At 68.4% G+C, this 22,418-nt stretch carries 25 protein-coding genes; 12 read left to right on the top strand and 13 right to left on the bottom strand.

Annotated elements, in window-relative coordinates:
- Positions 1-381 precede the first annotated feature (381 nt).
- The gene (locus QGG75_04810; protein ID MDP6066562.1) at positions 382-1,542 is read left to right on the top strand and encodes an NnrS family protein; all 1,161 of its coding nucleotides are present in this window, start codon (positions 382-384) and stop codon (positions 1,540-1,542) included.
- Positions 1,543-1,597: 55 nt separating this feature from the next.
- Here QGG75_04810 and QGG75_04805 read toward each other — a convergent pair whose 3' ends face one another.
- From QGG75_04805 to QGG75_04780, 6 genes are all read right to left on the bottom strand, one after another.
- Entirely contained in the window at positions 1,598-2,317 is a 720-nt protein-coding gene (locus QGG75_04805) for a Crp/Fnr family transcriptional regulator (GenBank protein MDP6066561.1), read from the bottom strand.
- Between the two features lie 140 nt (positions 2,318-2,457).
- Positions 2,458-3,153, bottom strand: coding sequence for a cyclic nucleotide-binding domain-containing protein (locus QGG75_04800; protein MDP6066560.1), 696 nt, complete (start codon positions 3,151-3,153; stop codon positions 2,458-2,460).
- Positions 3,154-3,278: 125 nt separating this feature from the next.
- Positions 3,279-3,950 (bottom strand): adenylate/guanylate cyclase domain-containing protein, encoded by a 672-nt coding sequence (locus QGG75_04795; protein MDP6066559.1) that lies wholly within the window; start codon positions 3,948-3,950, stop codon positions 3,279-3,281.
- On the bottom strand, positions 3,947-4,963 hold the full coding sequence (locus QGG75_04790; GenBank protein MDP6066558.1) for a CHASE2 domain-containing protein: 1,017 nt from the start codon (positions 4,961-4,963) through the stop codon (positions 3,947-3,949). The genes QGG75_04795 and QGG75_04790 overlap by 4 nt, the downstream gene beginning before the upstream one ends.
- Positions 4,906-5,418 carry a CHASE2 domain-containing protein gene (locus QGG75_04785; GenBank protein MDP6066557.1) on the bottom strand — a complete coding sequence of 171 codons (513 nt, stop codon included), beginning with the start codon at positions 5,416-5,418 and terminating at the stop codon, positions 4,906-4,908. The genes QGG75_04790 and QGG75_04785 overlap by 58 nt, the downstream gene beginning before the upstream one ends.
- A gap of 30 nt (positions 5,419-5,448) precedes the next feature.
- Entirely contained in the window at positions 5,449-6,126 is a 678-nt protein-coding gene (locus QGG75_04780; protein MDP6066556.1) for a hypothetical protein, read from the bottom strand.
- Between the two features lie 79 nt (positions 6,127-6,205).
- On the opposite strand from QGG75_04780, the gene QGG75_04775 reads away from it, so the two are divergent.
- Positions 6,206-6,661 (top strand): MmcB family DNA repair protein, encoded by a 456-nt coding sequence (locus QGG75_04775; GenBank protein MDP6066555.1) that lies wholly within the window; start codon positions 6,206-6,208, stop codon positions 6,659-6,661.
- On the opposite strand, the gene rfaD is transcribed toward QGG75_04775, so the two are convergent.
- The 5 genes from rfaD to QGG75_04750 all read right to left on the bottom strand — a co-directional run bounded on the left by rfaD (position 6,658) and on the right by QGG75_04750 (position 11,894).
- Positions 6,658-7,644, bottom strand: a complete 987-nt coding sequence (rfaD, locus tag QGG75_04770; GenBank protein ID MDP6066554.1) for an ADP-glyceromanno-heptose 6-epimerase — start codon at positions 7,642-7,644, stop codon at positions 6,658-6,660. The two genes, QGG75_04775 and rfaD, sit on opposite strands and share 4 nt — an antisense overlap.
- Before the next feature lies 1 nt (position 7,645).
- Positions 7,646-9,136, bottom strand: a complete 1,491-nt coding sequence (gene rfaE2 / locus QGG75_04765) for a D-glycero-beta-D-manno-heptose 1-phosphate adenylyltransferase (protein ID MDP6066553.1) — start codon at positions 9,134-9,136, stop codon at positions 7,646-7,648.
- A 78-nt stretch (positions 9,137-9,214) separates the two neighbouring features.
- Positions 9,215-9,988 (bottom strand): metallophosphoesterase, encoded by a 774-nt coding sequence (locus QGG75_04760; protein ID MDP6066552.1) that lies wholly within the window; start codon positions 9,986-9,988, stop codon positions 9,215-9,217.
- On the bottom strand, positions 9,985-10,572 hold the full coding sequence (locus tag QGG75_04755) for an ActR/PrrA/RegA family redox response regulator transcription factor (GenBank protein ID MDP6066551.1): 588 nt from the start codon (positions 10,570-10,572) through the stop codon (positions 9,985-9,987). The genes QGG75_04760 and QGG75_04755 overlap by 4 nt, the downstream gene beginning before the upstream one ends.
- A complete protein-coding gene (locus tag QGG75_04750) occupies positions 10,569-11,894 on the bottom strand; it encodes an ActS/PrrB/RegB family redox-sensitive histidine kinase (protein ID MDP6066550.1) in 1,326 nt (441 codons plus the stop codon). The genes QGG75_04755 and QGG75_04750 overlap by 4 nt, the downstream gene beginning before the upstream one ends.
- A gap of 123 nt (positions 11,895-12,017) precedes the next feature.
- Here QGG75_04750 and QGG75_04745 point away from each other — a divergent pair, with 123 nt between their 5' ends.
- From QGG75_04745 to QGG75_04730, 4 genes are all read left to right on the top strand, one after another.
- Entirely contained in the window at positions 12,018-12,770 is a 753-nt protein-coding gene (locus QGG75_04745) for an ABC transporter ATP-binding protein (GenBank protein MDP6066549.1), read from the top strand.
- Entirely contained in the window at positions 12,767-13,603 is an 837-nt protein-coding gene (locus QGG75_04740; protein ID MDP6066548.1) for an ABC transporter permease, read from the top strand. Before QGG75_04745 ends, QGG75_04740 begins: the two co-directional genes overlap by 4 nt.
- 27 nt (positions 13,604-13,630) lie before the next feature.
- Positions 13,631-14,266, top strand: coding sequence for a histidine phosphatase family protein (locus tag QGG75_04735; GenBank protein MDP6066547.1), 636 nt, complete (start codon positions 13,631-13,633; stop codon positions 14,264-14,266).
- Positions 14,267-14,623: 357 nt separating this feature from the next.
- Positions 14,624-15,313, top strand: coding sequence for a lipid-binding SYLF domain-containing protein (locus QGG75_04730; protein MDP6066546.1), 690 nt, complete (start codon positions 14,624-14,626; stop codon positions 15,311-15,313).
- Here QGG75_04730 and QGG75_04725 read toward each other — a convergent pair.
- The gene (locus QGG75_04725) at positions 15,310-16,368 is read right to left on the bottom strand and encodes a cobalamin biosynthesis protein (protein MDP6066545.1); all 1,059 of its coding nucleotides are present in this window, start codon (positions 16,366-16,368) and stop codon (positions 15,310-15,312) included. The genes QGG75_04730 and QGG75_04725 overlap by 4 nt on opposite strands.
- Before the next feature lie 149 nt (positions 16,369-16,517).
- Between QGG75_04725 and QGG75_04720 the strand changes: the two genes are divergently transcribed.
- The 5 genes from QGG75_04720 (at position 16,518) to QGG75_04700 (ending at position 20,591) form a co-directional block, all read left to right on the top strand.
- A complete protein-coding gene (locus QGG75_04720) occupies positions 16,518-17,102 on the top strand; it encodes an SCO family protein (GenBank protein MDP6066544.1) in 585 nt (194 codons plus the stop codon).
- Positions 17,103-17,227: 125 nt separating this feature from the next.
- On the top strand, positions 17,228-18,481 hold the full coding sequence (phaZ, locus tag QGG75_04715) for a polyhydroxyalkanoate depolymerase (protein ID MDP6066543.1): 1,254 nt from the start codon (positions 17,228-17,230) through the stop codon (positions 18,479-18,481).
- Positions 18,478-18,915: a YcgN family cysteine cluster protein gene (locus tag QGG75_04710; protein MDP6066542.1), complete on the top strand. Its 438-nt coding sequence runs from the start codon at positions 18,478-18,480 to the stop codon at positions 18,913-18,915. Before phaZ ends, QGG75_04710 begins: the two co-directional genes overlap by 4 nt.
- A gap of 39 nt (positions 18,916-18,954) precedes the next feature.
- Entirely contained in the window at positions 18,955-19,881 is a 927-nt protein-coding gene (locus tag QGG75_04705) for a dihydrodipicolinate synthase family protein (GenBank protein MDP6066541.1), read from the top strand.
- Positions 19,878-20,591: a SprT family zinc-dependent metalloprotease gene (locus QGG75_04700; GenBank protein MDP6066540.1), complete on the top strand. Its 714-nt coding sequence runs from the start codon at positions 19,878-19,880 to the stop codon at positions 20,589-20,591. The genes QGG75_04705 and QGG75_04700 overlap by 4 nt, the downstream gene beginning before the upstream one ends.
- A gap of 21 nt (positions 20,592-20,612) precedes the next feature.
- Here QGG75_04700 and QGG75_04695 read toward each other — a convergent pair whose 3' ends face one another.
- Positions 20,613-21,152 carry an SH3 domain-containing protein gene (locus QGG75_04695; protein ID MDP6066539.1) on the bottom strand — a complete coding sequence of 180 codons (540 nt, stop codon included), beginning with the start codon at positions 21,150-21,152 and terminating at the stop codon, positions 20,613-20,615.
- 160 nt (positions 21,153-21,312) lie between these two features.
- Here QGG75_04695 and QGG75_04690 point away from each other — a divergent pair, with 160 nt between their 5' ends.
- Positions 21,313-22,302, top strand: a complete 990-nt coding sequence (locus QGG75_04690) for a D-glycerate dehydrogenase (GenBank protein ID MDP6066538.1) — start codon at positions 21,313-21,315, stop codon at positions 22,300-22,302.
- The last annotated feature ends 116 nt before the right edge of the window (positions 22,303-22,418 follow it).

Below are 22,418 nucleotides of genomic sequence, written 5' to 3'. Positions count from 1 at the left end.
AGCCCGCATTTCTCACCGGGTCACGGGCAGCAAAGCCCCCAGGTGATGCGATCCGGAAGGAAAAGGTCGATGAGCGTAGTGGGACTACGCTCTTCGACCTTTTCCGTAGCGGGCGCGCGCCTGGGAGCGACCCTTCGGGCGCCGCAGTCGCCCCCACCGGGTGTGTCACCCAGCGTGCCCGCAGTACCACAACCCGCGGCGCAGCCGTGCAAAACAGTCGGCGCCACCGCGGCGCGCAGGCCATGACCCGGTGAGAAATGCGGGCTAGATTGCCTCTTCGCTGTCGCCGGCAATTTCGCCTATCTCGCTGAAGCAATGTATTTTCAAAGAGTCTCCGAGCCGGCGGGCTCGGGAGCTGAGCGCAGGGCACGGGGAAGCGCAATGATATTCGCCTATGGCTTTCGCACCTTTTTCCCGCTCGCCGGCCTTTCGGCGACGCTTTTGGTGCCGCTCTGGCTGGCCTTCCTGTTCGGCCTCCTCGAGGCACCGGGCTACCTCGGGCCGATCGGCTGGCACGCCCACGAAATGGTCTTCGGCTACGCCCTGGCGGTGATCGCCGGTTTCCTGCTCACTTCGGTTGCCGCCTGGACCGGCGAGGAGCGGCTGCACGGCCTGGCGCTGGCCCTGCTGGCGGCGCTGTGGCTGGCCGGGCGCTTGGCCATGGGCTTCGCCGATTGGCTGCCGGGGTGGCTGGTGGCGCTGCTGGACCTGGCTTTCGTGCCGGCCCTGGCGCTGAGCATTCTGGCGCCGCTTTGGCGCGCCGGAAAGTTCGCCAACACGGCCTTCGTAGTCCTGTTGGCGCTGCTGCTGGTGGCCAACTTGGGCATCCACCTCGAGGCCTTGGGACTGGTTTCGCTCGATGCCTCACGAGCCAACAACGCCGCCATCGAACTGGTGGTGCTCTTCGTCATCATCGTGGGCGGTCGCGTGACGCCGGCCTTTACGCAGAACGCCCTGAAGCTGGCGATGCCCAACCGAGCGACGCTCGACCGCCTGTCCATCGGCCTGATGGTGGCCCTGCTGGTGGCTGACGCCCTGCCCGGAAGCATGCCCGGCGCCGAGACCGCGGCCGCCCTGTTGGCCCTGGCGGCGGCGCTCGCCAACGGGCTGCGCCTGGCCGGCTGGCGGGGGCTGGCGACCCGGGCGAGCCCGATCCTGTGGATCCTTCACCTGGGCTACGGCTGGATCGTGCTCGGCCTGGCCCTCAAAGGCCTGGCCGGGCTGGGGCTGGGGCTCTCGCAGGCGGTGGCGCTGCACGCCCTGACGCTGGGTGCCGTCGGCAGCTTCACGTTGGGCATGATGTCGCGCGTGGCGCTGGGTCACACCGGGCGGCCGCTGGTCGTCAAGCCAGCCATCACGGCGGCTTACGTGGCTCTCAACCTGGCTGTGCTGGCGCGCCTCGCCGACCCCCTGCTGGCGAGCGCCGCCGGCCCCGTCGGCAGCGCCGCCGCCGGCCTCCTGTGGACGCTTGGCTTTTTGATCTTTTTGCTGGTTTACCTGCCTATCCTGACCCGCCCCCGGGCCGACGGCCGCCCCGGCTGACGGGTTTTCGAGATTGCTGAAGGGGAGCGGGTGGCCGGGATCAACCAATAACGCCCTAACCAGACGCGGTTTCGTCTTCCTCGCAGAAGGCTTGCAGGCGGCCGATGTCGGCAATCTCGACGTCGCGGCCCAGGCATTCGACGCCGATGTCGCGCAACCGGGCCAGGGCCCGTGACAGGCTTTCCGGCTTGATGCCGATACGGGCCGCGATCAGGCCTTTGTCGAAGGGCAACCGGGCTGCGATGGGACCCTGGTGGCCGAGCCCTTCGATTTCGACCAGAGACATGATGAAGCTGCCCAGGCGCTGGCCCGGCGACTTGACCTTGAGATCGGAGATCTCCTTCTGGAAGCGCCGGTGGCGCCGGGCCATGACGGCCAACATCATGAAGGAAAGCGATTTGTCGGCATCGAGCTCAGCCATCAAGGGCTCGGCCGGCAGCGAAACCAGACGCGCCTTTTCCACCACCTCGGCGCTGACCGGGAACTTGCCGGTGCCGAACATCGCCGCTTCGCCGAAGGAGTTTCCGGCGCCGAACACCTCGACCACGTTCTCGTCGCCCTCTTCGGTGGTGACGAAGAGCTTCACGCGGCCCCCCAGGATGACGTAGAAGCGGTCGGCCGGATCGCCCTGGCTGAAGAGCAGCGTATGGCGGGGGAATTCGCGTGCCGTGGCGCCGCCGACCAGCCGGCGAACCGCCTCCAGCGGCAGTTCGGCAAAGATGCTGATCGGCGCCAGTCGAAGAAAATCGTCGTCGCTGAGAATCCCTGATGCCACCCAGGCCGCCTCACGCTTCGTTGCGGCAAAGCTTTTCCCGCCCCTAACCAAGTCTGCTGGAGCGATTCAAGCGAGCCTCGGGTTCGGCCGTCAAGGAGTTTCGCGCCGCCGGCCCTTTCGAGCGAGGCAAAAGGTGGGTTTCAAACCCCGTGGTCGGCATCGCCTTCGAGGCAGAAGGCCCTGAGCTGACTGATATCGCCGATGGTGATGGTGCCTTCGCGGTCGCGGACGTCGATTTCACGCAACTTGCTCAAGGCCCGCGACAGGCTTTCCGGCTTCATGCCCAAACGCCCGGCCAGCAGCCGCTTGTCGTAGGGCAGGCGCACCGTGGCCCGGCCGCTGTCGTCGTCACTGAGGCTGAGCAGAAAACCGCCCAGGCGCTGGGCCGTGGTCTTGAGCTTGAGCTCGCTGATTTGGCGCACCAGGGTGCGCAGGTGATGGGACATGCGGGCCATGATGGCGGTGACCAGATCGAAATCGTTGCGCAGCTGATCGAGGAAGGGGTCGGCCTCGACGACCACCAGGCGAGCCTGGTCGACGACCTTGGCGCAGACGGTAAAGATGCCGCTGTCGAAAATCGCCTCCTCGGCAAAGCTGGCGCCGGGGCCGGCAATGTCGATCACGCTATCGTTGCCCTCGTTGCCCTCGACGTAGAGCTCGACCTGGCCGTCGATCACGACATAGAAGCGGTCAGCGGCCTCGCCCTGGCGAAAGAGCACGCTGTCGCGGTCGATGGTCTCGACGGACGAGCCCCGCAGCAGCCTCTCCACCGCCGCCTCCTCGAGCCCGGAGAACAGCGGAATGGCGGCGACGCGATCAACGATCTCACGCCCCACCCGGGTCGCACCGTCATGAAGGCCAGGGGGATTCACAAACCTGATTCCACGATCTCGCCGATGTCAAAACAGCCCGATGCTAACACGCGCCCTGCGACCCCGCATGACTTTGGTCAAGCGTGGCCCTACTTGCTGTCCAGCGCCGTCACGCCCCGCCAGTCAGGTGGCGGCGGCTCGAGGGTCAGCGCCCGGGCCCGGCCGGCCAGGGTGCGGGCGGCCACGTCGCCGGCCTGGGCCAGGTCCTCGAAGGCCGCCTCGGCTTGGGCGAAGCGGCGTTGGCGATAGGCCGCCAGGGCAGCCCCGTAGGCGGTTGCCAGGCTGCGGCTCTGGGCCGGGCAGTCGGCGGCAGCGGCCAGCGCCTCGAAGATCGCCACCGGGCTCTCGCGGCCCACCACCTGGACGCTGTCGAGCTCGCGGAAGACGATGGCGTCGCCGCAGGCCGCCACGGTCTCGCCGCTGGCGATGATCTGGCTGCCGTAGGCCTTGTTGACGCCCTCGAGGCGCGAGGCCAGGTTCACCGCGTCGCCCATGACGGTGTAGTTGAAGCGCCGGTGCGAGCCGATGTTGCCGACCAGAATCTGGCCCGTATTGATACCGATTCGCGCGTTCAGCGTGCTTCCGTTGGGCAGGCCCAGCTCGGCCTGCATGGCGCCCAGCCGCTGGCGGCAGGCCAGCGCCGAGCGCACCGCATTGAGGGCATGATCGGGATCCTCGTGCGGCGCCCCGAAGACGGCGACGATGGCATCGCCGATGTATTTGTCGACGAAGCCGCCGTGGGCCTCGACGATGTCGCTCATGCCGAAAGGTAGACATTGAGAAATCGCACCAGTTCGGCCGGCGCCAAGCCCTCGGAAAGACCCGAGAACTTCTCGATGTCGGAGAACCAGACGCTGAGCTGGCGGGTCTCGCCGCCCAGCTCGGGCAGGCGCTGGCCGTCCACCATGCGGTCGATCACGGCCGGCGCCAGGTAGAGCGCGAAGGAACGCCGCAGCAGGCGCCGGTCGCGGTCGCTGACGGCGAAGCGGTAGCCCAGCAGCGCGGCGCAGGAAAGCCCGCCCGAGAGCAGCGGATCAAACAGCGGCAGCACGGCGCCGCTTTGGAAGGCGAAAGTCGCGAGCGCCGTCCAGCCGATCCCAGCCAACAGCAGCAGCGAACCCGCCGGCAACGGCCTGAGCAGCATGGTCAACAACGCCGCCAGCAGCGTCAGCGGTAGCGACCAGAGCCAATAGGCCAACGGCCCCAGCTCGGCCAAGGCCTCGCCGCGCAGCAGGTTGTTGACGGCCTGGGCGTGGATGTAGACGCCGGCAATGGTGTCGCGGGCGAAGCCTGGTGGGGCCGGCGTGCCGGCCTCGCGGCAGGCCGGCGGCGGCGCCGCGCCGTCGGCCGAAGTGGCGTAGCGCATGGTCGTCAGCTTGCGATCCTCGACGTCGAGCACGCCGCCCAGCAGCACCACCTTGCCGGCGAAGTGGCGGGCGAAATAGTCGCCGTCGCCGGCCGCCGCGCAGGCCTGCAGGTCGGCAAAGGAATACGTCGGCAGCGCCCCGGGCTGGGTGTCGAAATCGATGGCCATGGCGTTGCCGGCCGAGCCGGGAATTCGGTATCCCGCCAGGGCCAGGCCGCCGCCGGCCCCGTTGCCGATAGATTCCGGCTGCACGTCGAGGGCCCGCGCCGCCAGTTCCAGCGCCATCGAGGGTTCCTGGCGGCTCTGGCCGGCCGTCCCCTCGGCCGTCAGGAACAAGGGGATACGGCGGATCACGCCGTCCGGGTCCTCGACCAGGTTGAGCGCCCGGATGTTACGGCCGTGGCGCACCGCGAAACTCTGGCCGGCGTGGGGGCGATCGGTTGTTCGCTGTGCTGCACCTTGCCCAGCACCACCTTGCCATCGCCCGCCGCCCGCCTCAGCGCCAGCAGAAAGTCGCGGTCGAAGCCGCGGATATAGCGTTCGACCGAGGTCGGGTAGATGACGTCGAAGCCGACCACCTTGGCGCCGGCCTCGACCACGGCATCGAGAACCTGGCCGATCTCGCGGGTCCAGAAGACCTTGGGCACGCCCTGGAAGGGCTGGGCCCGGTAGGTCGCCTCGTCGATGGCGATGACCACGGTCGGTGACTGGGCCGGGGCGTGGCGTGGCGCGAAGGCCTGGTGGCGGAGCCAGGTCAGGGCGTCCAGCGATAATCCTTCCAGGCGCTCGGCCTGCGGCAGCAGTGGCAGCAGGGATACGGCCAACGCGATGACCAGCGCCGCTAGTGCGTCCCGGGCCCGCATACTGGCGACCGCTTCCCTGGACCGCGGCAGCTAGAACTGCACCAGACGCGAAAGCAGCGGCTCGGCACCTGGCCGGGCGTAGCGGTCGACCCGGAAGACGATTGTCCCTTTGCCGCCGCTGGCGCGGTAGATGCCGCCCGGCGCCAGTTCCTCGTCGGCCTCGACCAAGTCGACGCGGCCGGCCTCGAGCTCCAGCTCCAGGGGCTCGCCGGGACGGTCGAGGCGTTCGACGGTGAGGCTGCCGGAGGCGCCATTGCCGACCACGAAAATGGGGCTGGCACCATAGATCGTCAGCTTGAGCTCATGGCGGGCGGCGGCGCTTTTCTTGGGCGGCGCCCGAAACACCATGACACCGCTCTTGCCCTTGGTATCGCTGCCCAGCCTGGGCTTGCCGCCGTCGCACTCGACCAACTCGCGTGCCACCTGGCCGCCTTCGACCTGGCTCTGTTCACGCCCCACGGTAACCCGGCCGCCGCTGATGCTTTCCTGCTGACAGGATCGCAAATAACCCAGCACAAGCTGGCCGCCCGCCCCCAACTCGACGACCTGGCCCAGTTCCAGATAATCCATGAACTGGACCTTGCTACCGGCCGCCTGGATGTCCTCGACGATGGCCACCGGCTCGCCGGCGCCGGCGCCGGCCGGCAGCAGCAGCAACCCCAAACCCAGCAACGCCCCTTCACGTCCCCACCGACGTTCCTTCGCCATGGTCTTACTCCCTTTGCCGAGAACGCCATGTTATCGCAAGCTGGTGGCACTCGGCTACAATGGCGGGGGAGTGGCAACCATGGGTGAGCACGACGGCAAGGCGGAAAAGGCCGACGGCCCGGAGGCCCGGGACTTGGCCCGCGGCGTCTGCCGGGCCTTCCTCGACAGGGGATTCGCGCCGCTGGTCGAGTTTCCCCTGGGCAACGGCCGGCGCGTCGACGTGGCCGCCATCGACCGCCGCGGCACGGTCGCCGTGGCCGAGATCAAGGCCAGCCTGGGCGACTTGCGGGCCGACCGCAAATGGCCGGAATACCTTGATTACTGCGATTTTTTTTACTTTGCCGTGGCGGCCGATTTCCCCCGCGCCGAATTGCCCGCGGAACACGGACTGATGATCGCCGACCGCTTTGGCGCCGATGTCGCCCGCCCGGCACCCCGGCGCCGGCTCAACGCCAACCGCCGCCGGGCCCTGACGCTGCGCTTCGCCCGCGCCGCCGCCGAGCGCCTGCAGCGCCAACAGGACGAAAATTCCTAGCGATAGGGGTCCGGCTGTTCCAGGAAATCCTTGACGTAAGCGCCGACGCCGGCTTCCAGGGTGCGGAAGGGACGTTGGTAGCCGGCGGCGCGCAGGCGCTCCATGCGGGCCTCGGTGAAGTACTGGTACTTGTCGCGGATGCTCTCGGGCGTGTCGCCCCATTCGATCTCGGGCTCGCGGTCCAGCGCCTTGAAGACGGCCAGAACGAGATCCTGGAAGCTGCGGGCCTGGCCCGTGCCCAGGTTGAAGAGGCCGTTGACCGCCGGCTGGTCATAGAGCCACATCATCACGTCGAGGCAATCGTCGACCGAAACGAAGTCGCGCAACTGGCCGCCGTCGGCATAGTCCGCGTGGTGCGAACGGAAAAGGTAGGCCGGCCGGCCGGCGGCCAGGCGCTGGTGGGTCTTGGAGACCAGGCTTTGCATCTCGCCCTTGTGGTATTCGTTGGGACCGTAGACGTTGAAGAACTTGAGCCCCACCCACTGCGCCGGTGCCGGCCGGCGCTGGCTCACCAGGCGCGCCACGCGGCGGTCGAAGAGGTGCTTGCTCCAGCCATAGAGATTGAGCGGCTTAAGCGCCGCCAGGCCGGCCACCGAGCCGTCGTCGTCGAAGCCCTGGCTGCCATCGCCGTAGGTCGCGGCCGAGGAGGCATAGATCAGGCGCACCTGGTTGTCGGCGCACCACTGCCACAGCCTGAGGGGAAAGTGCAGGTTGTTCTCGATGGTGTGGGCGGCGTCGCTGGTGGTGGTCGACGACACCGCCCCCATGTGAAAGATAGTGGAGACCTCGGAGCCAAGGCGTTTGAGAAAGCCGAAGAGCTTTTCCGGCGCCACGATGTCGACCAGTTCGCGCTTGGCCAGGTTGCGCCAGCTCTCGTCGCCGCCCAGGCGGTCGCAGGCCACGATATCGCTCTCGCCCCGGGCTTCCAGGGCGGCCACGATGTTGGAGCCGATGAAGCCGGCGGCGCCGGTCACCACGATCACCTCAGTCTTCTCCCTCCGCCGCCAGACGGGCGATGGTTTGGCTGGTGCTGTGGCCGGGCTCGAGCTCGACCAGCATCACTTGGCCGCCATAGCCGGCCACGATGTCCGCCCCCACCACCTGATCGAGGCTGTAATCGGCGCCTTTGACCAAGAGGTCCGGACGCAAGGCTTCGATCAGCTGGCGCGGCGTATCGGCGGCGAAGATCACCACCAGGTCGACGGCGGCGAACGAGGCCAGCACCGTGGCCCGGGCCGCCTCGCCCTGGATCGGCCGGCCGGCACCCTTGAGCCGGGTCACCGAGGCATCGCCGTTGAGGCCCACCACCAGGCGGTCGCCGGCCGCCCGGGCGCGCTCCAGAAGCGCAACGTGGCCCGGGTGCGGCAGGTCGAAGCAGCCGTTGGTGAAGACCAGGCGTTCGCCCTGGCGGCGCCAGCGTTCCACCACCTCCAGCGCCGGGGCCAACTCCAGCACCTTGGCTTCGGGCCGTTGGCCGGCGCCCCAGGCGCCCTCCGCGGCAGCCATCACCTCGCCCGGATAGACCGCCGCGGTGCCCACCTTGCCGACCACGATGCCGGCCGTCAGATTGGCCAATTCGGCCGCCTCGCCCAGCCGGCAACCGGCGCCGCGGGCCAGGGCCATGGTCGCCACCACGGTATCGCCGGCGCCTGAGACGTCGAACACTTCGCGGACTTGGACCGGCAAATGCACCACGCCTTCGCCATCTTGGCGCAGATCGACCAGGGTCATGCCCTGGGCGCCACGGGTCAGCAGCACGGCGGCCAGGCCGTGTTGGTTCGCCACGGCCCGGGCCGCGGCCTCGGCGCTGGCGTCGTCGGTGATGGCGCGGCCGCCGGCCAGCTCGAGTTCTGCCCGGTTGGGGGTGAGCAGCGTGACGCCGGCGTAGCGGCTGAAGTCGGCGCTCTTGGGATCGGCGACGACCTCCTTGCCGGCAGCCCCGGCGGCGGCGATCAGATCGCCCAAGAACGCCGCGCCCAGCGTGCCCTTGGCATAATCGGAAAGCACCACGATATCGCTGTCCGCGAGGATCCGGGTGGCCGCCTCGGCCAGGGCCTGGCGGCTCGCTTCGGGCAGCTCGCCGGGGGCGTCGAGGTCGCTGCGCAGGAGCTGTTGGCCAGCCGCCAGGTAGCGGGTCTTGACCGTGGTCGGGCGGCCCGCCACTTCGATCAAGGCCGGTTCGATGTTTGGCTCGGCCGCCAGCAGCGCCCCCACCCGGCGGCCGGCCTCGTCGTCGCCGACGCTGGCCAGCAGGCTGGCCCGGCCGCCCAGCGCGGCGACGTTGCGGGCGACGTTGCCGGCACCGCCCAGCGCGCTCTGTTGGTGTTCGATGCGCAGCACCGGGATCGGTGCCTCTGGCGACACCCGCTCGACGGAACCCGAGACGTATTGGTCGAGCATGACGTCACCGACCACCAACACGCGCACCCCGGCCAAGCCCTCGAGGCGTGTGGCGATGGTTGCGGGATCGACCATATCGCGAACTCTTTTAGCCTAAAGTCCGGCTTGCGACACGGCTTTTGTGGCCGCCAGACGCCGGCAGCGGCCTGCCCTTCAGGCCGCGATCCCGGATTGCGCCCCGGTCTGGATGAAGTGCCGCTCGCTGCCCTCGAGCACGATGGCCGTAAGCACGTCAGTGGAATAGGCCCCGGTATCGATGCCGATGCGGTTGGGCCGCTGGCAAACCTCGTTCAGCGGCGAGTGGCCGTGCACCACGATCTTGCCGAAGTCGGCCGTCGATTCGAGGAACTCGTGGCGGATCCACAGCATGTCGTGCCGGCTCTGTTCCTCCAGCGCCACGCCGGGGCGCAGGCCGGCATGGACGAAAAAGAAATCGCCCTCGCTGTGCCAGTAGGTCAGGCGGCGGAAGAAATCGAGGTGCCTGGGGGGCAGGTGCCGCACCAGTTCGTCGCGCAACCAGGTCAAGCCGTCGGCCTGCAGGGTGGGATCGCTGACATCGACGCCGTAGTTGCCCAGCGTGGCGTCGCCGCCGTTGAAGAGCCAGACCGAGTTGTCTTCCGGAGCGTCGAGGAAGGTGAGCAGGAACTCCTCGTGATTGCCCATCAGATGCACCGCCTCGGCGCCGGCCACGCCATCGTCGAGCAGACAATCGACGACCTCCCGGCTGTGGCCGCCGCGGTCGATGTAGTCGCCGAGATAGACGATGAGGTTGCGGCCCGAAGGCTTGGTCTCGAGCTCGCGGCGGATGCGGCTATGGAGGGTGCGCAAGAGATCGACCCGGCCGTGGATGTCGCCCACGGCAAAGACCCGGTGCCCGGTGGGCAGTCTGGGGGACGGGCTGGGGGGCAGGCTGGCGGCGCCGGTCATTCGCGCGGCGAGTGCTTGGCCAGGATGCGCTGCAGGGTGCGCCGGTGCATGTTGAGGCGCCGGGCGGTTTCCGAGACGTTGCGGTCGCACATTTCGAAGACCCGCTGAATGTGCTCCCAGCGCACCCGGTCGGCCGACATCGGCCGCTCCGGCGGCGGCGGCCGTTCGTCATCGCCGGCCATCAGGGCGGCAACGATGGCGTCGGCATCGGCCGGCTTGGCCAGGTAGTCGACGGCGCCCTGCTTCACCGCCGCCACCGCGGTGGCGATGTTGCCGTAGCCGGTGAGGATGATGATGCGCATATCGGCACGGATCTCACGCAGCTCGGGCACGATATCGAGGCCCGAGCCGTCCAGCAGCTTGAGGTCGACCACGGCGAAGGCCGGCCGGGCGCGCCTCGCCAGATCCACGGCATCGCTGATGCCACTGGCCGCGCTGACGTCAAAGCCCCGGCTTTCCATGGCCCGGCTCAGGCGGGCTCGAAAGGGCTCATCGTCGTCGACGATAAGCAGGCTGCCTTCTTCGCCGGCTTCGATCCCGCCAGGATCCTCGCCGTTTTGTTCGGGCTTCCCGCTCTTGTTCATAATCCGGCCAATTCGAGTGACTGCATCTCATCCAACAGTTTTCGCGGCCATGTTATGTCAATCTTGGCGCCGCCGCCACGCCGGTTAGCAAATTCCACCCGGGCGCCGGTCCGTTCCAGCAGCGTCTTGGCGATAAAGACGCCCAGCCCCATGCCGCTCGAGGGCCGGCTCGAGACGTAGGGCTCGCCAAGCGCGCTAAGCATGCTGCCGGCGATGCCGGGGCCATCGTCGACCACCGAGATGGTCAGGTCGTCGGCGTCAATGGCGACGCCGACGCGTACTTCAAGACGGGCAAAGTCGGCGGCATTTTCGATCAGATAGCCCAGGCCGTGAACGATTTCCGGCACCCTGCGGATCAGCGGCTGTTCGTCCGACAGGCCGGTGTCGAGGGAGATGGTGATGCCGTCGCGGCGATACTTCTCGGCCACCTCGTCCAAGAGCGCCGCCACCGGCAACACGGCGAACGGTCCCGGTCGCTCCTGGGCCGGGCGCCGCGACAGCTGGTTGAGGATGTCACGACAGCGTTCGGCCTGGCTCAGGATGAGCTCGACGTCGTCGGTCAGCGGGCTTTCCTGCTCGAGCTCCAGGGCCAGTTCCTTGGCCACCAGCGTAATGGTGCCCAGCGGCGTGCCCAGCTCGTGCGCCGCCGCCGCCGCCAAGCCGCCCAGCGCCGACAGCTGCTGCTCGCGCGACAGCGCCATGTGGGCTTCCGCCAGGGCGTCCGACATGCGCCGCGCCTCCTCGGCCACGCGCCAGGCATAGACCGTGATGAAGATCATGCCTGTCACCAGCGAACACCAGACGCCGGCGACGTAGGTGGCCGAAAATACCGGTGGCGGCTGGCTCCAGGGCAGCGGCTGGTGGAAAACGGCGACCAGCGACAGGCAGGCGGTGGCCAAGAGAACGAGCCGAATAGTCGATATCAGGCTGAGGATGGTGGCCGAAATGGTCACCGAGACGAGAAACAAAAGTGCGAAGGGGTTGGTCAATCCGCCGGTCAAACTCAGCAGCACGGCCAATTGCACGATGTCGTAGGCCAGAAACAGCGCCGCCTCGCGGTCGCTGAGCCGGGTCGCCACCGGATAGCGCTGCGAGACCACGACGTTGAGCACCACCGATGCCGTGATGGTGGCCAGCGCCAATTCCAGCGGCAGGGGAAAGCCCAGGCCGGAGTGCACGAAGAACACGGCGCTGAGCTGGCCCAAGACGGCGAACCAGCGCACCATCACCAGGGTATAAAGGCGTACCCGGCCGGTGCCCAGCGGCTGCACCAGCGGCGCCGCGCCGCTCTTGTCGGAAAGATCGATCGCCGAACTCAACATGTCTTGCCATCAGTGGCGGTTGGCCGCCGCCCGGTCCCTGGGGCGCCAACATAGCACACATAGGGCAACCAGCTCGCATTTCTCACCCTGGCGGCAGCGCCGCTTTGGCCCCATATTGGCGCCATGCCCGAGCCCGCCATCATTGTCGAAGGCCTCTGTAAGCACTACGGAGACGTGGTCGCCGTCGACGGCCTCGACTTCCAAATCGCCCGCGGCCAGACCACGGCGCTGCTGGGCGGCAACGGCGCCGGCAAGACCACCACCATCGCCATCTTGCTGGGGCTGCTGTTGCCCAGCTCCGGCCGCGTCGAGGTGCTGGGCGAGAACATGCTGCGCCGGCGCCACCGGGTGCTGCCGCGGCTCAACTTCTCCTCGCCCTACGTCGACCTGCCGCACCGCCTTACAGTGCGCCAGAACCTGCGCATCTATGCCCACCTCTATGGTCTCCGGGCCATCGACCGCCGGCTCGGCGAAATGACCGAGATGTTCGACCTGGGCGCCTTCGTCGACCGCCCCTTCGGCACGCTCTCGGCCGGCCAGCGCACCCGGGTGGCCCTGGCCAAGGCCCTGATCAACGAGCCCGAGCTGTTGTTGCTCGACGAGCCCACGGTGTCGCTCGATCCCGACGTCGGCGACTGGGTGCGCGGCACCCTGGCCGACTACCAGCACCGGAGCGGTGCCTCCGTGCTGCTGGCGTCGCACAACATGAACGAGGTCGAGCGGCTGTGCGACGACGTGCTGATGCTGCGGGCCGGCCGCCTGGTCGACCGCGGCCCGCCGGCCGAGCTGCTGGGACGCTACGGCCGGCCCACCCTCGAGGAAGTGTTTCTCGACGTCGCCCGCGGCCGTGGCGCGGCGCTTGAGGTGGAGGCATGAGGGACCAGGTGGGCACCGGGCCGCGGGCTCCGGCCGATATTTTCTCGGCCCAGCGCGTTTTTGCCATGGTGCTGCGCTACACCTACCTCATCCGCAGCTCCTGGCCCCGGCTTTTGGAACTGGCCTACTGGCCCACGGTACAGATGATCCTGTGGGGTTTCCTCACCCAGTTCCTGGCCCAGAGCTCGAACTACGTGGCCCAGGCCCTGGGCGTGCTGATCAGCGCCGTGCTGCTCTGGGACATTCTCTTTCGCAGCCAGTTGGGCGTCTCATTGTCGTTCTTCGAGGAGATGTGGTCGCGCAACCTGGGCCACCTCTTCGTCAGTCCGCTGAGGCCCAGCGAGCTGATGGTGGCGCTCTTTGCCACCAGCTTCTGCCGCACCGTCATCGGCGCCCTTCCCGCCACCTTGCTGGCCATCGCCTTTTTCGGCTTCTCGGTCTATTCGCTGGGCTTCGCACTGGTCGGCTTTTTCCTCAATCTGGTTGTCATGGGCTGGGCTTTCGGTCTGGCGGTCTCGGGCATCGTGCTGCGCTGGGGCTTGGGCGCCGAGAGCCTGGCCTGGGCCCTGATCTTCGCCATAGCGCCAGTTTGCGCCATCTATTACCCGGTGGCGGTGCTGCCCGAATGGCTGCAGACCGTGTCGGCGCTGCTGCCGGCCAGCCATGTCTTCGAGGGCATGCGGGCGATCCTGGTCGAGGGCCGCTTCCTGCCCGAGCTGATGCTCAAGGCCATCGGCCTCAACGTCATCTATCTCGGCCTCGGCGTGAGCATCTTCTTGGGCTTCTTCCGCTCGGCCCGCAAACACGGGCTGTTGCACCAGATCGGCGAATGAGATCGACAGGACTCGAGGTAACAACGGATGAATGAACGTACACGGTGGTGGCTGATCCGGCATGCCCCGGTGGTGGGGGCCCAGGATCTTTTCTACGGCGGCTCCGACGTGGCCGCCGACGTCTCCGACGAGACCATGTTCGCGGCCTTTCCCGGCTGGTTGCCCGACGCAGCCGTGTGGCTGACCAGCGGCCTCAAACGCACCCAGCAGACCGCCGACGCCATCGCCGCCGCCGGGGTCAACCAGGACCAGCGCCTGATCGAGCCCGACCTGGCCGAACAGCGCTACGGCGAATGGGAGATGAAGCGCTACGACGACCTGGCCATGGATCTGGCCAAGATCGCCGCCGCCGGCCAGTGGCACCGCTACTGGCTGGCCCCGGCCGGCCACCGGCCGCCCGGCGGCGAGAGCTTCCTCGACGTCATCGAGCGCGTGGGCCTGGCGCTGGAGCGCCACACCGAGCGCTTTCGCGGGCGCAGCATCGTCGCCGTCATCCACGGCGGCACCATCCGCGCCGCCATCGCCTACGCCATGAACATGGAGCCCGACAGGGCGCTCTCGATCGCCGTCGAGAACCTGGGTACCACCCGCCTCGACCACATGCCGGGCGAGGGCCTGGGCGGCGACTGGCGGCTGGCCTTCAGCAACAGCCGGGCGGGTTGACTATTTCGTTCGCGGCAACGGGCTTAACCCGCATTTCTCACCGGGTCATGGCCTGCGCGTCGCTGTCGCGCCGAAAGGGTAGGAACGCTGCGCCGCGCGATGTGGGACATCGGGCAAGCAGCGTGACACACCCTGTCGGTGCGACAGCGGCGCCCGCAGGGTCGCTCCGCAGTGTCCCTGTGCGCGCGCCCGCGTTGTCAAAGACCGAAGCGCGTAGTACCACTACGCGCTTCGGTCTTTTCCTAGCGGATCACATCACCTGGGAGCGACGCAGGCCGTGACCCGGTGAGAAATGCGGGTTAAAGGTCTGCTAAGCTGGGCCGACGTTCAATCCTGCAAGGGAGAGGAAGCAAAACCATGACCAGATCAATCGGCAGCCGCTCAGCCCTGGCCGCGCTCATCGTGCTGACCATGGGGCTGGCCGCGCCGGCGGCCCTGGCCGACGACCAACAGGCCCTGGTCGACCGCGCCCGCATCACCGTCGAAAGTTTTGCCGGTGATGCCAAGATGGCGCCCATGCGGGCCTTGCTCAAGCGGGCAAAGGCTGTGCTGGTAGTGCCGCAAATGCTCAAGGCCGGGTTCATCCTGGGCGGCGCCGGCGGCTCCGGCGTGCTGCTCGCCCGCGGCCAGCGGGGCTGGTCGGCACCGGCCTTCTTCAACCTGGGTGCCGGCAGCATCGGCCTGCAGATCGGCGCCCAGTCCTCCGAGGTGGTACTGCTGATGATGACCGAGCGCGCCCTCGATGCGGTGCTGCACAACCGGGTCAAGCTGGGCGCCGAGTTGAGCGCCGCCGCCGGGCCCCAGGGCGTGGGCCGCGAGACGGCGACCACCACCAACCTGCGCGACGACGTTTATTCCTACTCGCGCAACAAGGGCCTTTTCGCCGGCGCCTCCGTCGAGGGCGCCGTGATCCAGCCCGACGCCGACGCCAACAAGGCCTACTACGGCAAGGCCGTGACGCCCCAGGACATCATTCTCAAGCGCGCCGTCTCGAAGCGCGATGCGGCAGCCCTGCGGGCCGCCCTGGCCAAGGCGGCCGGCGGCTAGAGCGAGAGCTGCACCATGGCCACCATGGTGACGAGGGCGAAGCTGATCAGGGCCGCCACGGCGTAGAGGTAAATCGCCCGCATGATGTCGGCCGTGCCGGCCAGGGCACGGCCCTCGCGTTGGCCCAGCCAAATGCTCGGCGCCGCGCCCTGGCGCTCGGCGGCGGGGGCCGCGCGGCCCTGGGGGCCGCGGGCAACCCGGGCTTCGGTCAGCGCCAGCCCCAGCGCGCCGGCCATGGCCGCCACCACCCAGGCCAGGCTGAGCGAGCGGTGGCGCAGCGCATCGCGGCCCATCACCCGCAGCGCCGCGCCGGGGCTGGTCGAGGGCACGAAGACCGCGGCCAGCACCACCAGCAGGCCGGCCAGGCGGCCCGGCAGATAGCCCACCACGTCGTCGAGGCGGCTGGCCGCCAGGCCGAAATCGCGGCGTTCGGGATTGCGGTCATCCCAGAGCCGGCCGGCGATGTTGATGGCCTGGTAGGCGGCCAGTCCCGGCAGGCCGAGCAGGATGAGCCAAAACAGCGCCGCCACCAGGCCGTCGAGCAGGCGCTCGGCCAGGTGGCTGACGGCGGCCCGAACCAGGGCCGGCTGGTCCATGTTCTGCGCCGCCGGGCCGGCGATCTCGGCCGCCGCCTGCCGCCCCGCCTCGAGACCGCCGCCTTCGAGCGCCCGCAGCAGCAGCCGGGCTTCGTCCAGCGGTCCGCGCTGGGCAATCAGCGAAGCCAGGAAGAGGAACTCGATGAGCCAGCCAAAGGGCAGCACGGCGCTGGCGAGAAGCACCAGCCAGCTCGCCCCGAGCGCCAGCGCCAGCACCAAAACGAGGGCCAGGACGCCGCGCACCAGGCGTTTGACGGGGCTGCGGCCACCGCGGTTGAGGCGGCGCTCGAGGCCGCTCGCCGTGACCGCCAGCAGCAGCGCCGGATGCGGCAGCCAGCGCCGCAGAATGGCCGGATTGCCGAGCACGGCATCGGCCAGCAGCACCAGCAGCAGCAACACCATGGGCTCGGGCCCGCCGGCCAGGGCGGCAAAGTCGAACCGTGGCTCGATGTCCGCCATGGCGCCAGCATGGGTAGAAGCCGGCCGGGCGTCAATCTTGGCCGTTTGCTCCGGCGCCGCCCGGCAGGGTAAGAATGGAGCCAACAATGTCCGTCCCAACCCCTGGCCCAAGCCCAAGACGACCGTCGCTTCGGCGCCTTGTCAGCATCGTGCTGGCCGTGCTCCTCGGCGTCGGCCTGGGGGCGGCGGGACGTTGGCTGTTTTTCGACCAACCGCTGCCGTCGTTTGGCGAACGCCAAAACACCGTCATCGGCGGCCCCTTCAGCCTGACCGATCAGTTCGGCGCCCGGGTGCGCGAGGCCGACTTCCGGGGCAAGCTGATGCTGGTCTATTTCGGCTACACCTATTGCCCCGATGTCTGCCCCACCGAACTGCAGACCATCACCACGGCGCTCGAGGCGCTGGGGCCGGCGGCGGCGGAAATCGTGCCGATCTTCATCAGCGTCGATCCGGCCCGCGATACGGTGGCCCAGATGAAGGACTATGCGGCCAACTTCCACCCGGCGCTACGGGCGCTCAGCGGCAGCCCAGACGAGGTCGCCGCCGCCGCCCGGTCCTATCGCATCTACTACGTCAAAGTACAAAACAACGGCGCCGAGGCCGACGCTGACGACTACAGCATGGACCACACCGCCATCGTCTACCTGATGGATCGCAAGGGCCGCTATCTGGCTCATTTCCCCAGCGCCACGCCGCCCAAGCGCCTGGCCGAGAGACTGCGCCAGGCACTCTAACATTATCATTTCGCCTGCGGAACAATCACTAATTTGTGTCGCATACCTTCCTCGGACACAAAATATAGTGCTAGCATGACGGCGTCCGCAGACGGCGCTTGGTTTGATCGAGAAGGGGATTTTGTATGCTTTACCACGCCCATGAGCTTCACCACGCGGCCCTCGAGCCGCTACGCTTTGCCGCCCAGGCCAGCCAGCAATTCTTTCTGAACCCCTTCAACCCGCTGGCTTATACCCGGAGCGGCCGGACCCTGGCGGCGGCCTGCGAGGTCTTCGACCGCACCACGCGCAGGCGCAGCAAACCGGACTTCGGGCTGAGCGAGACGTTCTCCGAGGGCGAGCGCTTGGCAGTGCGCGAGAGCGTGGTCGCCGAGACCACCTTTTGCCGCCTCTTGCGCTTTTGCCGCGAAGGCAAGGGCCAAGACCCACAGGGCCAAGACCCGCAGGGCCAAGACCCGCGGGTGCTTATCGTGGCGCCCATGTCGGGCCATTTCGCGACGCTGCTGCGCGATACCGTGGCGGCGCTGTTGCCCGACCACGACGTCCACATCACCGACTGGCGCGACGCCCGCGACGTGGCGCCGGCGGCCGGCCGCTTCGACCTCGACGACTACATCGACACGGTGATCGACTTTTTGCGGCTCCTGGGTCCGCCTACGCACGTCATCGCCGTCTGCCAGCCCTCGGTGCCGGTGCTGGCGGCGACGGCGCTGCTGGCGGCGGCCGGCGACCAGGCGGCGCCGCGCACACTGACCCTGATGGGCGGCCCCATCGATACCCGCGAGAGCCCGACCGAGGTCAACAAGCTGGCCCAGAGGCGCTCGCTGGCCTGGTTCGAACGTCACGTCATCACCCGGGTGCCGCTGATCTACCCCGGCTTCGGGCGCCGCGTCTATCCCGGCTTTCTGCAGCTCAGCGGCTTCATGACCATGAATCTGGAGCGCCACCTGGGCGCCCACATGCGACTTTTCCACCACCTCATCGAAGGCGACGGCGACGGCGCCGAGGCGCATCGGCGCTTCTACGACGAATACCTCGCCGTCATGGACCTGCCGGCGGAATATTACCTCCAGACCGTCAAGACGGTGTTTCAGGACCAGGCGCTGGCGCGCGGCACCATGACCTGGCGGGGCCAGCCGATCGAGCCCGCCGCCATCAGCGCCACCGCCTTGATGACTGTCGAGGGCGAGCGAGACGACATCTCCGGCCTGGGTCAGACGCGGGCGGCGCACAAGCTCTGTACCGGCCTCACGAAGCGCCAGCGGCGCCACCACGAAGAGCCCGGCGTGGGCCACTACGGCGTCTTCAACGGGCGCCGCTGGCGGCGCCACATCGCGCCCCGCATCGCGCGCTTCATGCGCCGTCACGAGGGCACGTGAGCGAGCGGCCCTTCTGGCGCCAAAAGCGCCTCGACGAAATGAGCGGCGAGGAATGGGAAGCGCTCTGCGACGGCTGCGCCAAATGCTGCCTCAACAAGCTCGAGGACATCGAGAGCGGCGAGATCGCCTACACCGAGGTGGCCTGCCGACTGCTGGATTTGCAAAGCTGCCGCTGCACGAATTATGCCGAGCGCCGGCGCCTGGTGGCGGACTGCGTCAGCCTGGAGCCGGGCCTGGTCGAGAACCTGGGCTGGTTGCCGTCGAGTTGCGCCTACCGCCTGATGTCCGAGGGCCGCCCGCTGCCCGACTGGCACCCGCTGGTCGCGGGCGATGGCGAAAGCGTGCACCGGGCCGGCATTTCGGTGCGTGGCCGCGTGATCTCGGAACGCCGGGCGGGCGCCCTCGAGGATCACGTGGTAATCTGGCCGGAATGAAACGCAGCGCCCCCCGGCGGATCTGATGGGAGTACCGCGATGAATACCGATCTGCCCCGCGGCGTCTTTGCCGCCGCCCTCACCCGCCTCGACAGCGAGCTCAACGTCGACATCACGGCAACCCTCGACCACTACCGCTGGCTGCTGGCCAATGGCTGCGACGGCCTGGCCGTGCTGGGCACCACGGGGGAAGCCAATTCCTTCAGCCTGGACGAACGCCTGGCCCTGATCGAGGCCGTGGCCAAGGCCGGGCTGCCGGCCGGCAAGCTGCTCATCGGCACCGGCTGCTGCGCCCTTCCCGACACCATCGCGCTGAGCCGGGCCGCCATCGACCACGGCTTTCGAAATATCCTGATGCTGCCGCCCTTTTACTACAAAGGCGCCAGCGACGAGGGCCTGCATGCCGCCTTCGCCCGCGTCATCGATGCCGTGGGCGAGCCCGAGATGCGCGTCTGCCTCTACCATTTTCCCAAGATGAGCGACGTGCCGCTGGGCCACGAGCTGATCGCCATGCTGCGCACCAGCCACGGCGAGGCCATTGCCGGCATCAAGGATTCCTCGGGCGATCTCGGCAACATGCAGGCCATGTGCGAAAAATTCCCCGGCTTCGCCGTCTATGCCGGCACCGAGCGCTACCTGCAGCCGGTGCTCGAGGCCGGCGGCGTGGGCTGCATCTCGGCCACCGCCAACGCCACCAGCCGTCACTGCCAGATGGTCTTTGCTGCCTGGCGGGAAGAGGGCGCCCGGAGGCGCCAGCAAGACCTCACCGCCATCCGCGAGGTCTTCGACCGCTATCCCCTGATCGGCGCCCTGAAAGACGTCTGGGCGCGGCACACGGGCGATGCCGCCTGGCGCCGCCTGCGACCGCCCTTGACGGCGTTGGCGGCCGAGGCCGGCAACGATCTCGAAGAGGCCCTGACCGAGACCGGACTGGGATCGTTCGAGCGCCCGGCAGAGGTGGCATGAGCCGAGACGATCCGGCGGTCATAACGCACGGCGGGCAGCACTACGCCATCCGCGTACGCCCCAGCGCCCGGGCCCGGCGCATGGCGCTGAAGATCGATCCCCGGCGCGGCGCCGAGCTGGTACTGCCGCGTGGCATCTCGCGCCGCCGCGGCCTGGCCTTCGCGGCCGAGCATGGCGCCTGGCTGGCCGACCGCCTGGCGGCCTTGCCCGAACAGGTACCGTTCGCCGCCGGCGCCACGATCCCCTATCTCGGCCGGCCCCACGTCGTCTGCCATCGGCCCGAGACCCGGCTGGGCCAGCGGCCCGCCCCGGTCTGGCTCGAAGCCGGCAACATTTGCGTCAGTGGCGGGCTCGCCCACCTCGGGCGACGGCTCGGCGACTGGCTCAAGCTCTCGGCCCGCCGCGAAGCGCTCGACCGCGTCGAGGCGGCGGCCGGGCGCATCGATGCCGGCTTCCAGCGCCTGACCATCCGCGACCCCCGCACCCGCTGGGGCAGTTGCTCGGCCCAGGGCGGGCTCTCGTTCTCTTGGCGCCTGATCCTGGCGCCGGAGGCGGTTTTCGATTACGTCGTCGCCCACGAGGTGGCGCACTTGCTCGAGCTCAACCACGGCGCCCGGTTCTGGGATCTGGTCGAGCAATTGGTGCTCGACAGCCAGTCACCGCGGGATTGGCTCTCGCAGCACGGCACGGCGCTGCACCGCTACGGCTGACACCAAGAAAAGCCCGTAGCGTCAGTCCACGGTTTCGCCGGGGTAGGCGCCCCAGACGAAGGCCTGGCGGATCCAGCCCTTGCGGCCGGCGATGCGCAACTGGCACCACTGGCCGTTGCAGCGCAGCAAGCGCCCCAGCACGCCGGCCTCGGCGCGCATCACCGGCGCTGCCTTGGCCTTGGGCCGGCGGCGCAAGGGACGCGGTTTCTTGCCCGTCACGATGGCCCAGCGGTCGCCGCTGATCAGGCTTTTGTGGACCCAGCCCTCGGCCCCGTCGAGGTCGCGGATGCGGCGCCAGAATTCGTATTCGGCCACCACCTCGACCGGCAGGTCGTTTTGCACGAATATCCAGGCGATGGGAAAGCGCACGCCGGGGCCGGCCCGGACATTGACCGGATCGGCGCGCAAGGAAACGAAGCGCGGCACCTTGAGCCCGCTCTCGCCGGCCGCCAGGGCAGCCAGCGGCAGGCTTGCCAGCGCCATCAACAGGGCGCCGAAGAAGGCGCCGTTGGGGGCGCCGATGGAGCAGCCGGGGGGGGCCAGCCGGAGCAGACGTAGCATACCCCTTCTATGCCGCCGGTATGGGCCATGGTCAAGGGCGGGCGGCGTGGCGGCGGGCGATTTGTCACCCGCAGCGGTATTTGCTAGACAGGGGTGATCCCAGGTGCCGGCGCCGGCCGCACCATCGACCCGCGCCACGGGGCGCCGCCCGGAGAGCCTGATGAGCAGCAACAAACCCCTGGCCATCGTCACGCGCAAGCTGCCCGACGTCATAGAGACCCGCATGATGGAACTCTTCGAGGTGCGGCTGAACGTCGAAGACGTGCCCCTGAGCTCCGAGCAATTGGTCGAGGCGGTCAAGACCGCCGACGTGCTGGTGCCCACGGTGACCGACCGCATCGACGCCCGGGTGCTCTCGCAGAGCAACGCCGGTCTGCGGCTGATCGCCAATTTCGGCAACGGCGTCGACCACATCGACCTGGCCTCGGCCCGCGAGCGCGGCATCACGGTAACCAACACGCCGGGCGTGCTCACCGAGGACACGGCCGACATGACCATGGCCCTGATCCTGGCCGTGGCGCGGCGCCTGGCCGAGGGCGAGCGGCTGATGCGCTCGGGCGACTGGCGGGGCTGGTCGCCGACCTCGATGCTGGGCCACCGCGTCGGCGGCAAGCGGCTGGGCATCATCGGCATGGGCCGCATCGGCCAGGCCGTGGCCCGCCGGGCCCGGGGTTTCGGCCTCTCGATCCACTACCACAACCGCAACCAGGTGCATCCCGAGATCGCCTCCGAGCTCGAAGCCACCTACTGGGAGAGCCTCGACCAGATGGTGGCGCGCATGGACATCATCTCGGTCAACTGCCCGCACACGCCCGCCACCTACCACCTGCTGTCGCCCCGGCGCCTCGAGCTGGTGCAGCCGCACGCCTACCTGGTCAACACCTCGCGCGGCGAGGTCATCGACGAAAACGCCCTGACGCGCCTGTTGCGCGCCGGCCGCCTGGCCGGGGCCGGGCTCGACGTCTTCGAACACGAGCCCGCGGTGAACCCCAAACTGATGCAGCTCGACAACGTCGTGCTCTTGCCCCACATGGCATCGGCCACCCTGGAAAGCCGCGTCGAGATGGGCGAGAAGGTGATCATCAACATCAAGACCTTCGCCGACGGCCACGTGCCGCCGGACCGCGTGCTGCCGGGGCAGTACACGTAGCCCGGACAAACGATCGAAAACCTAGAAAAACTATGACGTCATACGAAATCCGAATGATTAATTCGGATTTCGTATGGTTTTTTTTGCTCCCTCACCGGGCGTGCGCGTCCGCGCAC

Source organism: Alphaproteobacteria bacterium, from assembly GCA_030740435.1.
GTDB lineage: Bacteria > Pseudomonadota > Alphaproteobacteria > UBA2966 > UBA2966.
Note: the sequence above shows the minus strand (reverse complement) of the source record. Positions and strands in the feature narration are given on the sequence as shown.

What these genes read in the sequence shown, in the direction of transcription:
- QGG75_04690 (MDP6066538.1), top strand. Translation starts at nt 21,313, where the DNA reads ATGAGCAGCAACAAACCCCTGGCCATCGTCACGCGCAAGCTGCCCGAC.
- QGG75_04775 (MDP6066555.1), top strand. Translation starts at nt 6,206, where the DNA reads ATGGGTGAGCACGACGGCAAGGCGGAAAAGGCCGACGGCCCGGAGGCC.
- QGG75_04725 (MDP6066545.1), bottom strand. Translation starts at nt 16,368, where the DNA reads ATGGCGGACATCGAGCCACGGTTCGACTTTGCCGCCCTGGCCGGCGGG.
- QGG75_04735 (MDP6066547.1), top strand. Translation starts at nt 13,631, where the DNA reads ATGAATGAACGTACACGGTGGTGGCTGATCCGGCATGCCCCGGTGGTG.
- QGG75_04740 (MDP6066548.1), top strand. Translation starts at nt 12,767, where the DNA reads ATGAGGGACCAGGTGGGCACCGGGCCGCGGGCTCCGGCCGATATTTTC.
- QGG75_04695 (MDP6066539.1), bottom strand. Translation starts at nt 21,152, where the DNA reads ATGCTACGTCTGCTCCGGCTGGCCCCCCCCGGCTGCTCCATCGGCGCC.
- QGG75_04780 (MDP6066556.1), bottom strand. Translation starts at nt 6,126, where the DNA reads ATGGCGAAGGAACGTCGGTGGGGACGTGAAGGGGCGTTGCTGGGTTTG.
- QGG75_04760 (MDP6066552.1), bottom strand. Translation starts at nt 9,988, where the DNA reads ATGACCGGCGCCGCCAGCCTGCCCCCCAGCCCGTCCCCCAGACTGCCC.
- QGG75_04700 (MDP6066540.1), top strand. Translation starts at nt 19,878, where the DNA reads ATGAGCCGAGACGATCCGGCGGTCATAACGCACGGCGGGCAGCACTAC.
- QGG75_04730 (MDP6066546.1), top strand. Translation starts at nt 14,624, where the DNA reads ATGACCAGATCAATCGGCAGCCGCTCAGCCCTGGCCGCGCTCATCGTG.
- QGG75_04810 (MDP6066562.1), top strand. Translation starts at nt 382, where the DNA reads ATGATATTCGCCTATGGCTTTCGCACCTTTTTCCCGCTCGCCGGCCTT.
- QGG75_04745 (MDP6066549.1), top strand. Translation starts at nt 12,018, where the DNA reads ATGCCCGAGCCCGCCATCATTGTCGAAGGCCTCTGTAAGCACTACGGA.
- QGG75_04755 (MDP6066551.1), bottom strand. Translation starts at nt 10,572, where the DNA reads ATGAACAAGAGCGGGAAGCCCGAACAAAACGGCGAGGATCCTGGCGGG.
- QGG75_04795 (MDP6066559.1), bottom strand. Translation starts at nt 3,950, where the DNA reads ATGAGCGACATCGTCGAGGCCCACGGCGGCTTCGTCGACAAATACATC.
- phaZ (MDP6066543.1), top strand. Translation starts at nt 17,228, where the DNA reads ATGCTTTACCACGCCCATGAGCTTCACCACGCGGCCCTCGAGCCGCTA.
- QGG75_04705 (MDP6066541.1), top strand. Translation starts at nt 18,955, where the DNA reads ATGAATACCGATCTGCCCCGCGGCGTCTTTGCCGCCGCCCTCACCCGC.
- QGG75_04750 (MDP6066550.1), bottom strand. Translation starts at nt 11,894, where the DNA reads ATGTTGAGTTCGGCGATCGATCTTTCCGACAAGAGCGGCGCGGCGCCG.
- QGG75_04785 (MDP6066557.1), bottom strand. Translation starts at nt 5,418, where the DNA reads ATGCGGGCCCGGGACGCACTAGCGGCGCTGGTCATCGCGTTGGCCGTA.
- rfaE2 (MDP6066553.1), bottom strand. Translation starts at nt 9,136, where the DNA reads ATGGTCGATCCCGCAACCATCGCCACACGCCTCGAGGGCTTGGCCGGG.